Source organism: Allomuricauda sp. R78024, from assembly GCF_044596045.1.
GTDB lineage: Bacteria > Bacteroidota > Bacteroidia > Flavobacteriales > Flavobacteriaceae > Flagellimonas.
This window is the reverse complement of the sequence record NZ_CP138995.1, coordinates 528,944-541,607: the sequence shown is the minus strand read 5'-3', so window position 1 is coordinate 541,607 and position 12,664 is coordinate 528,944. Positions and strand designations below refer to the sequence as shown.

Sequence of the window (12,664 nt, the reverse complement as noted above, 5' to 3'; positions counted from 1 at the left end):
AAATCGTAATTTCATTCCATTAGAAAAATAAGAGCAGATGATTAAAAAAACAGTTCAGAATGTAGAGAGCGCACTAAAGGGTGTGGCCAATGGAATGACATTTATGTTAGGGGGTTTTGGACTATGCGGCATTCCAGAAAATGCAATTGCAGAATTGGTGAAGTTGGGCATAAGTGATATCACCTGTATCTCTAACAATGCAGGAGTAGATGATTTTGGATTAGGCTTGTTATTGCAAAAGCATCAGGTAAAAAAAATGATTTCATCCTATGTGGGTGAAAATGATGAATTTGAAAGACAAATGTTAAGCGGTGAACTAGAGGTGGAATTGACTCCACAAGGTACGCTTGCAGAAAAATGTAGAGCTGCACAGGCAGGTTTCCCCGCTTTTTATACCCCAGCAGGTTACGGGACCGAAGTAGCTGAAGGAAAAGAAACTAGAGAATTTGATGGAAAAATGCATGTGCTGGAGCCAGCGTTCAAAGCAGATTTCTCATTTGTAAAAGCTTGGAAAGGTGATGAGGCTGGAAATCTTATATTCAAAGGAACCGCGCGCAATTTTAACCCTTGCATGTGTGGTGCTGCAAAAATCACCGTTGCTGAGGTTGAAGAACTGTTACCAGCCGGAAGCTTAGATCCCAATGAAATTCATGTTCCTGGAATATTTGTTCAGCGCATTTTTCAGGGCACCAATTATGAAAAAAGAATAGAACAAAGAACCGTTAGGCAAAAAGGATAAATATGTTGGATAAAAACGGAATAGCAAAGCGAATTGCAAAAGAGGTTAAAGACGGATATTATGTGAACTTGGGTATTGGTATCCCAACCTTGGTTGCCAACTTTGTTCGGGATGATATCAGTGTTGAGTTTCAAAGTGAAAACGGTGTTCTAGGGATGGGTCCTTTCCCTTTTGAAGGAGAAGAAGATGCAGATGTTATAAACGCAGGGAAACAGACGATAACGACCCTTCCGGGCGCTTCTTTTTTTGACTCAGCCATGAGTTTTGGTATGATTAGGGGAAAACATGTGGACTTGACTATTTTGGGAGCAATGGAAGTTGCAGAAAATGGAGATATTGCCAATTGGAAGATTCCGGGTAAAATGGTGAAAGGCATGGGGGGAGCAATGGATCTAGTAGCTTCTGCAGAAAATATTATAGTTGCCATGATGCACACCAATAAGGCCGGAGTATCTAAGCTGTTGAAAAAGTGTACGCTACCCTTAACGGGGGTTGGTTGTGTAAAGAAAATAGTGACTAATCTGGCAGTTATGGAAGTTACAACAAAGGGTTTCAAACTATTGGAAAGAGCCCCTGGAGTTTCTGTGGATACCATTATAAAAGCAACAGAGGGTAAACTACTGGTGGAAGGAGAAATACCCGAAATGGAGATATAGTAAATACCGATTAGTTTGTTTACAACAAGATTGGATTATTTCACAACATTTTTTTGTTTTTGGTAGTACGTCGATGTTATATTTGCTTTTATCGATTTTTTTACCCAAATTAACACCATAAAAATTTATATCATGGCACCCAAATTAAACCAAACATCAATGGAAGACAGCATCCAAGTCTACCGAAATGATTTTTTTACAGGATTTATGCTATTGATCAAAAAGCTTTTCATGCTTTAAGAACAATCAAATCACAAAAAACTTGAGAGTCAACTAATACGTTGGCTCTTTTTTTTTGCCGTATTTTTAAGTTAGAAACGAGCATGGATGAACTTGAATTTTCGTAGGTGTACAAATTTGGATTTAGAAGTATTGGTTGATATTTCCAGAGAAACTTTTGTTGCTGCTTTTGAAGAAGCTAATGATCCGCAAGATTTTAAGAAATACATAGGTTTTGCCTTCAACAAAGAGAAGGTGTTATCAGAACTGGAAAATGAAAATTCTAGGTTTTACTTTGTGTTTGAGAAAGATGAATTGGTAGGGTATTTTAAGTTAAATGAAAACGAAGCACAAACAGACGTTAAAGATGAATTCTCTTTTGAATTGGAACGTATTTATGTGATAGGGACACATCAAGGTAAAAGAATAGGAGCATGGATACTGCAACAAGTTTTGGAACTGACCAAAAAAGAAGGTAAGGATTATTTGTGGCTTGGAGTGTGGGAGAAAAATACTGCTGCCATTAGATTTTATCAAAAACATGGCTTCAAAAAATTTGACACACATCCCTACTACATAGGAAAGGACAAGCAAACAGATTGGCTCCTTAGGCTAGACCTTTAGCAGACTATTCAGAAATAGAATATCACCTTCAGCCTGTAACTTAAAGGCAATGGAATTTTCAAAAGCAGCATGAATTAATAGCGAAATTGCTTTGGCGTTGGCCTTGGTTAAGCTATTAGTTCTATACACTACATCTCTGATAGTGGAAAAACTGATGTTACTTCTTATAGCAATGTTGGCAAAATCGTTTTTGGAGACATTCCTTCGCAGAACTATAGAAAGTCTTTCGCTGATTGGTTTCCCATAATCTTCATTCAAAAAGATGTTATCACTATTGATAACAAGGTCAAAATGTTTGATTGAACCCATAACAATTGTATATGTACTTATTGATTAATGAATCATAGCCGAATTCAATTTTCTATATTTGATTGTAATTGAATTACAGAAATTGGGGTTTTTACTGCGTAAAATAGTAAGTACGTAATAATATTACACAATATAGCAATAATATGTACATTATAAAGCAATTAAGGCGTAAAAAAAATATCAGCCAATCAGATTTGGCTACAGAGATTGGTGTTAGCCTTCGCACAATACAGCTTTATGAAAGAAAAGAGGCTAACATTCCAATTAAAAACCTCACCAAAATTGCAGAGTACTTTGAGAAGAGTATTGCAGAATTATATCTGCATGAGGTAAATGATTTAGAAGGGTCCTACGTGCAAAGGCAACCATTTACAAAACACGGAAGTGTCTTTTATCCTTTGGAACATGGAAAATACCTGATTATGTCACCATTGGTGTTAATGGAACAACAAGGGAAATATATTGAAAACGCTGCAGTAACTGATTTTAGAAAAAATGCATTTCAGGCCGGGTTCATCTTAGACTTTTTAGATGAAGAAGCACACATGGCTTTTGAAATTACTGGTGATTCTATGAATGATAATAGTATTGATGCCATTCCAAACAAAGCAATTGTTTTGGGTTTAAGACTGAATATGGATTTGCTGGCCAAAGGCGAAGGTATGGTATTTAACAAACCTTATGTATTGGTTTGTAAGGATAGGATTATTTGTAAATGGGTTACGGGTTTTAGCAGTGAAAAGAACACGATTTACTGTCAAAACCTAAATAAATCTCCGGAATATCAAGATTTTGAACTGCCTCTAAAAGATATTTTACAAGTCTTTAAAGTGATAAAAAAACAAGTATAACTATTGGACAATAGAAGAGGTGGACCTGTTTAAATTCGATTTAAAATTTCTGCCGCTTGGTCTAGAACATCATTGGTCTTTGCAAAGCAAAAACGAAGTTGCTTGTTATCAAGATTATTCAAATTAAATACTGAAACTGGAATACTTGCCAATTTATAGTCTTTGATCAACCTTTCTGCAAATTTAGTGTCCCCTTCGTTGGTAATATCAGAATAGTCCAATATTTGAAAGTAGGTTCCGGATGAGGGAATCATTTTAAAACGGGAACTACGGATAGCATTTAAAAAATAATCTCGCTTTTCCTGATAGAACAGACCAAGGTTTAGATAATGTTCTGGGATTTCCAAGTATTTGGCCAAAGCTTCTTGCGTTGGATGGTTTACACAGAACACATTAAATTGATGCACTTTTTGAAACTCGTTCATCAAAGCTTTTGGAGCAACACAATACCCAATTTTCCAGCCGGTAACATGAAAGGTTTTTCCAAAAGAAGAGCAAATAAAACTTCTGGACGCCAAGTCTGGATATTTAGCAACGCTCTCATGTTGTTTTCCGTCAAATACAATGTGCTCATATACTTCATCGCTCAGCAAAATAATATTGGTGTCCTTGAGAATTTCTTGGAGCTGGAGCATATCATTTTTGGACCAGATGGTTCCTGCAGGGTTGTGGGGTGTGTTTATGATTACCATTTTGGTTTTAGAGGTGATGGCAGATTTAAACGTATCCCAGTTTAACTTATAATCGAGACCCTCCAGCTGAATGGGAACTGTTTTACCTCCAAAAAGTTCAATGGCTGGTTCATAACAATCATAAGCAGGCTTTAAAACAATGACCTCATCACCTGGCCTTACAAAAGCGGATATGGCGGTAAAAATAGCTTGTGTAGCGCCAGAAGTAACTGTTATTTCGGACTCTGGATGATATGTTTTTCCATATAGCGCAGCAATTTTCTCAGAAATAATATTGCGCAAAGAAAATGAGCCTTGCATGGGGGCGTATTGGTTATAACCACTTTTTAAAGCATCGTCTACCAACTGCAAAAGTTTGGGGTCAGCACCGAAGTTTGGAAATCCTTGAGATAGGTTTACAGCATTGTGCTCGTTTGCCAGTTTACCAATAGCGGTAAATATGTTTGTACCTACATTGGGTAATTTTGAATCGATATGCGTCATTCTTAATGATCTTTTCTTAGTGATGTTATTACCTTTTGTAAACAAGTATCGAGATTCTTTTTTATATCAGTTTCCCAAAATCGAAAAATAGTATAACCAAGATTTTCCAAAGCGGCATTAACTTCTTTGTCTCGTTGAATGTTGCGTTCAATTTTTGGAATCCAGAATTCGCGATTGGTTTTTATTTTGTCTTTTCGTTCTTGCCAATTATAACCATGCCAGAATTCTCCATCTATAAAAATAATCGTCTTGTATCTATTTAAAACGATGTCCGGTTTCCCAATTAACTTTTTGTAATTAATGCGATAACGATATCCGGCCGCCCACAATGCCTTTCTAAACGCAAGCTCTGGCTTGGTATTCTTGCCTCGTATCTTCCCCATTATCTTGGAACGCTCTGGGGTCGTGTAGAATCCAGCTTCCTCGTTAAAACGAGGAACTTTGATACGCTCTTTGGGATATTTTTCAGGCATAGTAAACAAAAAGGATACTATCAATCCATACAATTTTATAATATAAACATTAGGAATTGATTACCTTTTAAAGGTATTCATTAAAAACTGGAAATCAATTTCAAATATGAATGATTCATTGATTGTTGAAAAACCAATTAGTAAGGATGAGGAAGACTTGTTCAATTTTAAGTTTTACTCTAAAAAAGTACAAGAAATAATCCAAAGATCAACAAAAAGTAACGAACCGCTCGTCATAGGAATATATGGAAAATGGGGAGATGGGAAAACTTCATTTTTGAATTTGATAGAAAATAAAATTGATTTGTTTAAAAAATTGGATGGAGAAAAAGGAATAATGAAATTTCATTTTAATCCATGGAGATATGGAAATGAAGAGGAAATTTTATTTGACTTCTTTGAAGGTTTTTCTCAAAGATTAGGGATATCAGATAATGAAAATATTAAAAAGGCAGCCAAATTGATAAAAGGGCTAGGAAGATATCTCAAGGCTGTTAAACTCTCTGCATCAGTGGGAGTACCAAAAGCTTTCTCTGGGAAAGTTACTTTTGATCCGTCTGAAATTTTTAAAGTTCTGGGAGGAGATTTAGAAAATAAAAGTACGACCTCTATTGAGGATTTGAAAGATTTAATCAATGATGCCTTAATAAAAGCCAATTTTAAAATTGCAATTTTCATTGATGATATAGACAGATTGGATAAAGAAGAAGTATACTCCCTGCTAAAGATAATTAAGTTAAATGCAAACTTCAAAAATGTGGTTTACCTAATAACCATGGATGATGACCAAATATGCAAAGTGATTAAGGATAGATATGGTGACAGAGTTCAAGATGGTAGACTTTATTTGGAAAAAATCGTTCAAATTCCAATAAGGCTGCCTAAAATAGAAGAAGAGGACTTAAGGAGTTTTTTTGAGAAAAATTTGAAAGTAGTTACAACCAATTTGCAATATGATGGCACTGGAACCAAAAAAAATGAAGAGATAGAAGAGATTAAAAAGGAATATAATTCTGATTATTTTACAAATCCTAGAGAAATAATTAGACTTTTCAATAGCTTTTTTATAGATGCATTTTCAATTGGTGAAGAGGTACATCTTAGGGATTTATTTTGGCTAAATTATCTTAAGTTAAAATATTCGGATTGTTATGAGCAAATTAAGAACTATTACACAAATCCAATATTAGGCACATTAAATAATAGGATTACTTTTAATGACTCATTAGGTTCAAATAATAATAATTTGAATGGGTTTAGGGAGGTGCTCCAAAACCAGTTTGTAAAGTCAATGCCTATTATTAATATATTGTTTCCTACCGACGCAATAAACTTCAGAGCAAAACATAAATCAGAAGACGAACTTAATAATGAATTGAGGATTAACCACATTTATCATTTTGACAAGTATTTTTCTTATCACATAAAAGGGAAAATATCAGAGGGCATGGTTGAGAAGTTTCTCACATGTATAGAGAAGGAAGACTTTGATGAAGCAAATGATGTTTATACTAATTTGTTCAATAAACATAATTACTCTAAGATAAAATATAGAATTTTGGCTTTGATTGAATTTGCAAAGGATAAAGAGCTAAGCAGCAATCTATATAAATTTTTGTTCGACAAAAAAGAGATGTTTCCGATTTCAGAGCGTGATGTTTTTGGAAAAACTAATAGATTGGATATTATAGAGACTATTGGAGAGAAATTAAATGAAAATGATTCTCCCAAAACTAAAAAAATATCATTAGTTCTTGGGGAAAAGTTAGACTTTCGGGAACTCTGCTATTTTACTAGACAATTCGGAGGTCAAGAGTTTAAGAAGAATCTTGAACATATGATAATTGATAAAATGATTGCTTCAAATGACCATCCTTTCTTTACAAATCCATTTCTGCATGAGAATAGAATGATTATGACCTTACTTCATGAACGCAAAAAGGATAAATCCAAGGAATATTTAGAAGCTCAAATAAATTCAAAAGATGCAATAGGGTGTTACATTCGAATTTTTCCAACTATTTGGGACAATAAATACGTATCTGCATTGACGAAAGAGAATTATGAATACATAGAGAAAATTTCAGATGTTGAGTTTTTATATTCAAAAGTTTGCAAGTTTTATCCTGAGCTAATTAAAATGAGTATTAACACTACTGACTTTGACGCTCGTGAAGAAATGGATGTTGAAGACAATGTTAAACAGTTTATTTATCATTATAGAAGGGATAGATTATCTAAATAAAAAACCCAAACTCTCTTAAGAATTTGGGTCATGCTATTTAAGAATCAAGAAACTTTATCCTTTTATGCTCGCTGAAAAATACTCACGATTCATACGTGCAATATTCTCTAATGAAATACCTTTTGGGCATTCAATTTCGCAAGCTCCAGTATTGGTGCAGTTTCCAAAACCTTCCAAATCCATCTGGCGGACCATATTCTGAACACGATCAACTGCTTCGACCTGACCTTGCGGTAATAATGCAAACTGAGAAACTTTTGCAGATGTGAACAACATGGCACTTGCATTTTTGCAAGCAGCAACACAAGCTCCACAACCAATACAAGTTGCGGCGTCCATAGCTGTATCCGCTATATGTTTTTTAATGGGAATTGCGTTGGCATCCACCGGTCTTCCCGAAGTATTTACCGAAATATAACCTCCAGCTTGTTGAATTCTATCAAAAGCGGTGCGATCAACAATAAGGTCTTTGATGACAGGAAAGGCCTTTGCCCTCCATGGTTCAATTACAATTTCATCGCCATCATTAAAGCTGCGCATATGTAATTGGCATACCGTAATCATAGTATCTGGACCATGAGGCCTTCCGTTTATTTGTAATGAACACGTACCGCAAATACCTTCACGACAATCATGATCAAATTCAATGGGTTCTTCTCCTTTGGAAATCAACTCTTCATTTAAAATGTCCAACATTTCTAAAAAGGACATATCCCTTTCCACACCGTCCAAGGTATAGTCCACCATTTGACCCTTAGTAGAAGCATCTTTTTGTCTCCAAATCTTTAAGTATAATTTCATAGCTTTTATTTGTAAGAACGTGTTTTTAGTTTGATGTTTTCATAAACCAAATCTTCTTTGTGGAGTTTTGCTGCGCTTGGCTCTCCCTTATATTCCCAAGCAGAGACAAATTTGAAGTTTTCATCATCCCTTAATGCTTCTCCCTCTGGAGTTTGATATTCTTCTCTAAAGTGTCCGCCACAAGACTCGTTACGCTCTAGGGCATCTTTCGCAAAAAGTTCTCCTAACTCCAAGAAATCAGCAACCCTTCCCGCTTTTTCAAGCTCTTGGTTTTTACTATCTAGACTACCGGGAATTTTCACATTTTCCCAGAAATCTTTCCGTAAATCAGCAATCTCTTTTATTGCCTCTTTCAAATCTTTTTCATTACGGGACATTCCACATTTGTTCCACATGATTTTACCCAATTTCTTGTGGTAATAATCCACAGAATGGATTCCTGTGCCAGACATAAGCTTTTCCATACGATCCTTTACATCTTTTTCAGCAGCGTCAAACTCTGGAGAATCTGTAGGAATGGCTCCTGTTCTAATATCATCGGATAAATAATCTCCAATGGTATATGGCAACACAAAGTAACCATCTGCCAAGCCCTGCATTAAAGCAGAAGCACCTAAACGGTTGGCACCATGATCACTAAAATTGGCCTCACCAGCAGCATAGCAACCGGGAATTGTAGTTTGAAGGTTATAATCTACCCAAAGCCCACCCATGGTATAGTGTACCGCTGGATAAATCATCATAGGAGTTTTGTACGGGTTAGCATCCACTATTTTCTCATACATCTGAAAAAGGTTACCATACTTGGCTTCAACGACTTTCTCTCCTAGTTCTCGAATAGTATTGTTATCTGGGTCTTTCATCCCAGAGGTCAGTGCTTTCTCTTTTCCATAACGCATAATTGCCGAAGCAAAATCAAGGAAAACAGCTTCTCCGGTTTTATTTACACCAAAACCAGCATCACAGCGTTCTTTTGCCGCTCTGGAGGCAACATCTCTTGGCACCAAGTTTCCAAAAGCAGGATAACGTCTTTCCAAGTAATAATCCCGTTCTTCCTCACTTAATTGGACAGGTTTTAACTTACCTTCTCTAATTGCTATAGCGTCTTCTTTTCTTTTAGGCACCCAAATACGACCATCATTTCGCAAGGACTCTGACATCAATGTTAGTTTGGATTGATGATCTCCTGAAACAGGAATGCATGTTGGGTGAATTTGGGTAAAACATGGATTGGCAAAGAAAGCACCTCTTCGATGTGCTCGCCAAGCCGCCATTACATTGGCACCCATAGCATAGGTGGAGAGGAAGAATAGATTTCCGTAACCCCCTGTTGCTAAAACCACGGCATGGGCCGAATGTCTTTCAATTTCTCCTGTGACCAAGTTTCTTGCAATGATTCCCCGTGCTTTCCCATCAACCAAAACCAAATCCAACATCTCATGACGTGTATAGGATTTTATTTTACCTCTATGAATTTGTCTGTTCATGGCGCCATAGGCACCCAAAAGCAATTGTTGCCCTGTTTGGCCCTTAGCGTAGAAGGTTCTAGAAACCAAAACCCCACCAAAAGAACGGTTGTCCAAAAGACCGCCATATTCACGGGCAAAAGGAACCCCTTGCGCAACACATTGGTCAATAATATTGGAAGAAACCTCAGCCAAACGATATACATTGGATTCACGGGAACGATAATCTCCACCCTTTACGGTATCATAAAACAAACGGTAGACACTGTCACCATCGCCTTGATAATTTTTAGCTGCATTTACACCTCCTTGAGCCGCAATGGAATGTGCTCTTCTTGGTGAATCTTGATAGCAAAAGGTTTTTACATTATATCCCAATTCTGCTAAAGTGGCTGCCGCAGAACCTCCTGCCAGACCTGTTCCAACAATGATAATATCAATATTACGTTTGTTTGCAGGGTTAACGAGGTCAATTTCATTTTTATGTTTGGTCCACTTATCGGCCAATGGCCCTTGTGGTTCTTTAGAATCCAATATGCCCATAATTAATGTGTTATTGGGTTAAGGTGGTGATAAAGGGCAATGAATGCAAAGCCCAAAGGAATTACCACTGAAAATATTTTAGCGAATGCTTTTATGGCTGGGGTGTATTTATTATTAACCCCCATGGTCTGAAACGAAGATGAAAAGCCGTGCCATAGGTGTAGTGTCAATAAAATAAAGGATACTATATAAATAATAGTTCTCCAAAAAGGGGCAAACTTTTCTACGGTTTCGGCATGATAACGAGAAGGGTCTTGTGGCAAGAATTCCACATATTTATATGTCATTTCATGCACCCAGAAGTCATAAAAGTGGAGTCCTAAGAAAGCCAATACGACCAATCCTGAATAAATCATGTTTCTAGATACCCAAGGAGCATTAGCGCTTCCTTTGTACTTCACATAGTTGATGCCTCTTGCTTTTTTATTCTGAATTTCTAGAACAAAACCCATAACAAAATGAATAATTACACCGGCAATTAAAACCGGTTGTAGAACAAATTGTACTAGTGGGTTATACCCCATAAAGTGGGACCAAGAGTTAAAGGTTTCTGGGTCTATGACCGAGGTGATGTTGATGACGAAGTGTTGTGTAAGAAAAAATACAAGAAAAAGACCCGAAAGTGCCATCACTACTTTACGGGCAATCGAAGATTTTATCAATCCACTCATTAGTGCTGGTTTTACTTACAAATTTACGGCACAAGTAAGTTTTTAACAAGCTTTGAATATTTTAAAAGGCACTATTTAGAATGAATATAGAATGAAAGGGTGTTTGTTGAACTAAGTAAAGGATTTATGTTAAAAATAGGAATATTAATTTAACAAAAAAGCCCCAGAACTGGGGCTAGAAACAAAATGCACACAGAAACTGCCAAACTAATCCTTTTCTAGATAAAAAAGCCTCTTGAATTCTCTTAATCGGGATTAATATACTTTACTCTATTCCAAAATGATCTGTGATTTCTTTATAGGACATTTTGGTATAATCCACTGACCCATTTTTGGTACCAAGACCGCCACCTGCTCCTGGACCTCCTGCGGGATTTCCCCCTGGGATTATTACGTATCGGTAATCTTCAAAAAATGGCGATCCAATGGATAATCCTTCAATGGAAGCTATAGTAATGCGCAAAACACCAACATCTTGTATTCGATAGTTATGTTGGTTGGAGCTGGTAATAAAGGGCAAAGGGAATATATCTGGAGTTGATAGTCCAGGAAAGTTTCTGCCATATACCAAAATTGCGGCTTCATTAATGTTTTCTTGGGTAAGTTCGGCAACATCAATGTCAAAACCTGCTCCAGTAGCTATAATATTAGCTGCAAATTCTGTATCGATCCAATCCGAAAAAATCACATTAGCGGTGCCTGTATCTCCCTGGTCACCTTGTTCTCCGTTGGTGCCATCTGTGCCGTCAGCACCATCCGCTCCTGCTGTTCCCTGTTCACCTTGTGGCCCAGCTGGTCCAGCTGGCCCTGTTGCACCATCTTCTGCAGAACATGATACGATTAACAATCCAAGCACTGCCAAATGGATTAGAATTCTGATTTTTCTTGTTTTCATAATAAACATTTATTGTTAAGTCATCTAATTTAAAATGGCGCGAAAACAGAAACTTAGACGAGTATGATGGTATGTGTCAACCAATTTATTTGTGCGTACTTTTATTGTATAATCAGTGCATATAACGATTTAGAACCTCATTCTGCAGCTTGTACGTATAAGTGACCATTTGTACATCAATTTTGGTCATTGATAACAATACCGAATCAAATGAGTGTAACAGCATGTATTTTGAATCAAAATCTATGATATGATGAGAGCAATCGTGGTTGATGATGAGATAGCTGCTATTAATAGTCTTACTTGGGAGTTGCGCAAATTTTCAGACACCATAACCGTTGTTGAAACATTCACCTCAGCCAAAGAAGCCCTTTCAGGAATTAATTACCTAAAACCAGACTGTGTTTTTTTGGATATTGAAATGCCTGAAATGAACGGGTTTGCCTTACTACAGAAATTGGATTATCGCAATTTTGCTGTGGTGATCACCACAGCATACAATCAATATGCTATTCAGGCCATAAAAGAAAGCGCATTGGATTATTTGCTCAAACCTATAGATGGTGATGAGATTAAAGCGGTGGTTGAAAAGTTGAAGAAAACAAATGACGCCGATAATTTTCAAGTTCATTTTCAGGAAACAATTGATGCGCTTTCCAAAGCAAGTGCCCCTCAAATGTTGCAGATTCCCGTTAATGGCAAGATTTTATTTATACGTGCAAATGACATTATATATTGCGAGTCTGATGGCAATTATTCAAAAATATACCTTGAATCCTCGGAAAACCTATATGTCTCTAAAAAACTCAAAGAGTTGGAAGATATGTTGATGGGTTCAACCTTTTTCAGGGTACACAATTCTTATATAATACACACATTAAAAGTTACGGAATACCTTAGAACAGAAAATTATGTTGTACTCTCAAACAAGAAAAAAATACCGGTATCCCGACTTAAGAAAGAAGCCTTTCTGAATAAAATGTCACTTTAAAACATC

13 protein-coding genes are annotated in these 12,664 nt (G+C 36.5%); 6 read left to right on the top strand and 7 right to left on the bottom strand.

The window, feature by feature from the left end:
• Positions 1-37: 37 nt before the first annotated feature.
• The 3 genes from SJY44_RS02400 (at position 38) to SJY44_RS02390 (ending at position 2,238) form a co-directional block, all read left to right on the top strand.
• Positions 38-739, top strand: coding sequence for a CoA transferase subunit A (locus SJY44_RS02400; RefSeq protein WP_396591125.1), 702 nt, complete (start codon positions 38-40; stop codon positions 737-739).
• A gap of 2 nt (positions 740-741) precedes the next feature.
• Positions 742-1,395 (top strand): 3-oxoacid CoA-transferase subunit B, encoded by a 654-nt coding sequence (locus SJY44_RS02395; protein WP_298923275.1) that lies wholly within the window; start codon positions 742-744, stop codon positions 1,393-1,395.
• 327 nt (positions 1,396-1,722) lie between these two features.
• On the top strand, positions 1,723-2,238 hold the full coding sequence (locus tag SJY44_RS02390; protein ID WP_298923272.1) for a GNAT family N-acetyltransferase: 516 nt from the start codon (positions 1,723-1,725) through the stop codon (positions 2,236-2,238).
• Here SJY44_RS02390 and SJY44_RS02385 read toward each other — a convergent pair.
• Complete coding sequence (locus SJY44_RS02385) at positions 2,227-2,547, bottom strand: hypothetical protein (protein WP_396591124.1); 321 nt, start codon at positions 2,545-2,547, stop codon at positions 2,227-2,229. The genes SJY44_RS02390 and SJY44_RS02385 overlap by 12 nt on opposite strands.
• 143 nt (positions 2,548-2,690) lie before the next feature.
• On the opposite strand from SJY44_RS02385, the gene SJY44_RS02380 reads away from it, so the two are divergent.
• Positions 2,691-3,398, top strand: a complete 708-nt coding sequence (locus SJY44_RS02380) for a helix-turn-helix domain-containing protein (protein ID WP_396591123.1) — start codon at positions 2,691-2,693, stop codon at positions 3,396-3,398.
• A 29-nt stretch (positions 3,399-3,427) separates the two neighbouring features.
• On the opposite strand, the gene SJY44_RS02375 is transcribed toward SJY44_RS02380, so the two are convergent.
• Both SJY44_RS02375 and SJY44_RS02370 read right to left on the bottom strand, forming a co-directional pair.
• Complete coding sequence (locus SJY44_RS02375) at positions 3,428-4,573, bottom strand: methionine aminotransferase (protein ID WP_396591122.1); 1,146 nt, start codon at positions 4,571-4,573, stop codon at positions 3,428-3,430.
• Between the two features lie 2 nt (positions 4,574-4,575).
• Entirely contained in the window at positions 4,576-5,070 is a 495-nt protein-coding gene (locus tag SJY44_RS02370) for a very short patch repair endonuclease (RefSeq protein WP_396591121.1), read from the bottom strand.
• A gap of 82 nt (positions 5,071-5,152) precedes the next feature.
• Here SJY44_RS02370 and SJY44_RS02365 point away from each other — a divergent pair, with 82 nt between their 5' ends.
• Entirely contained in the window at positions 5,153-7,291 is a 2,139-nt protein-coding gene (locus SJY44_RS02365) for a P-loop NTPase fold protein (RefSeq protein ID WP_396591120.1), read from the top strand.
• 54 nt (positions 7,292-7,345) lie between these two features.
• Here the strand turns inward: SJY44_RS02365 and SJY44_RS02360 are convergent, their stop codons facing one another.
• The 4 genes from SJY44_RS02360 to SJY44_RS02345 all read right to left on the bottom strand — a co-directional run bounded on the left by SJY44_RS02360 (position 7,346) and on the right by SJY44_RS02345 (position 11,667).
• Positions 7,346-8,092 carry a succinate dehydrogenase/fumarate reductase iron-sulfur subunit gene (locus SJY44_RS02360; protein WP_396591119.1) on the bottom strand — a complete coding sequence of 249 codons (747 nt, stop codon included), beginning with the start codon at positions 8,090-8,092 and terminating at the stop codon, positions 7,346-7,348.
• Positions 8,093-8,097: 5 nt separating this feature from the next.
• Entirely contained in the window at positions 8,098-10,101 is a 2,004-nt protein-coding gene (locus SJY44_RS02355; protein ID WP_298923260.1) for a fumarate reductase/succinate dehydrogenase flavoprotein subunit, read from the bottom strand.
• A 2-nt stretch (positions 10,102-10,103) separates the two neighbouring features.
• A complete protein-coding gene (locus tag SJY44_RS02350) occupies positions 10,104-10,772 on the bottom strand; it encodes a succinate dehydrogenase cytochrome b subunit (protein WP_298923258.1) in 669 nt (222 codons plus the stop codon).
• A 265-nt stretch (positions 10,773-11,037) separates the two neighbouring features.
• The gene (locus SJY44_RS02345; protein ID WP_396591118.1) at positions 11,038-11,667 is read right to left on the bottom strand and encodes a hypothetical protein; all 630 of its coding nucleotides are present in this window, start codon (positions 11,665-11,667) and stop codon (positions 11,038-11,040) included.
• Positions 11,668-11,917: 250 nt separating this feature from the next.
• On the opposite strand from SJY44_RS02345, the gene SJY44_RS02340 reads away from it, so the two are divergent.
• On the top strand, positions 11,918-12,658 hold the full coding sequence (locus tag SJY44_RS02340) for a LytTR family DNA-binding domain-containing protein (protein WP_298923254.1): 741 nt from the start codon (positions 11,918-11,920) through the stop codon (positions 12,656-12,658).
• The last annotated feature ends 6 nt before the right edge of the window (positions 12,659-12,664 follow it).

What these genes read in the sequence shown, in the direction of transcription:
- SJY44_RS02400 (WP_396591125.1), top strand. Translation starts at nt 38, where the DNA reads ATGATTAAAAAAACAGTTCAGAATGTAGAGAGCGCACTAAAGGGTGTG.
- SJY44_RS02395 (WP_298923275.1), top strand. Translation starts at nt 742, where the DNA reads ATGTTGGATAAAAACGGAATAGCAAAGCGAATTGCAAAAGAGGTTAAA.
- SJY44_RS02390 (WP_298923272.1), top strand. Translation starts at nt 1,723, where the DNA reads ATGAACTTGAATTTTCGTAGGTGTACAAATTTGGATTTAGAAGTATTG.
- SJY44_RS02385 (WP_396591124.1), bottom strand. Translation starts at nt 2,547, where the DNA reads ATGGGTTCAATCAAACATTTTGACCTTGTTATCAATAGTGATAACATC.
- SJY44_RS02380 (WP_396591123.1), top strand. Translation starts at nt 2,691, where the DNA reads ATGTACATTATAAAGCAATTAAGGCGTAAAAAAAATATCAGCCAATCA.
- SJY44_RS02375 (WP_396591122.1), bottom strand. Translation starts at nt 4,573, where the DNA reads ATGACGCATATCGATTCAAAATTACCCAATGTAGGTACAAACATATTT.
- SJY44_RS02365 (WP_396591120.1), top strand. Translation starts at nt 5,153, where the DNA reads ATGAATGATTCATTGATTGTTGAAAAACCAATTAGTAAGGATGAGGAA.
- SJY44_RS02360 (WP_396591119.1), bottom strand. Translation starts at nt 8,092, where the DNA reads ATGAAATTATACTTAAAGATTTGGAGACAAAAAGATGCTTCTACTAAG.
- SJY44_RS02355 (WP_298923260.1), bottom strand. Translation starts at nt 10,101, where the DNA reads ATGGGCATATTGGATTCTAAAGAACCACAAGGGCCATTGGCCGATAAG.
- SJY44_RS02350 (WP_298923258.1), bottom strand. Translation starts at nt 10,772, where the DNA reads ATGAGTGGATTGATAAAATCTTCGATTGCCCGTAAAGTAGTGATGGCA.
- SJY44_RS02345 (WP_396591118.1), bottom strand. Translation starts at nt 11,667, where the DNA reads ATGAAAACAAGAAAAATCAGAATTCTAATCCATTTGGCAGTGCTTGGA.
- SJY44_RS02340 (WP_298923254.1), top strand. Translation starts at nt 11,918, where the DNA reads ATGATGAGAGCAATCGTGGTTGATGATGAGATAGCTGCTATTAATAGT.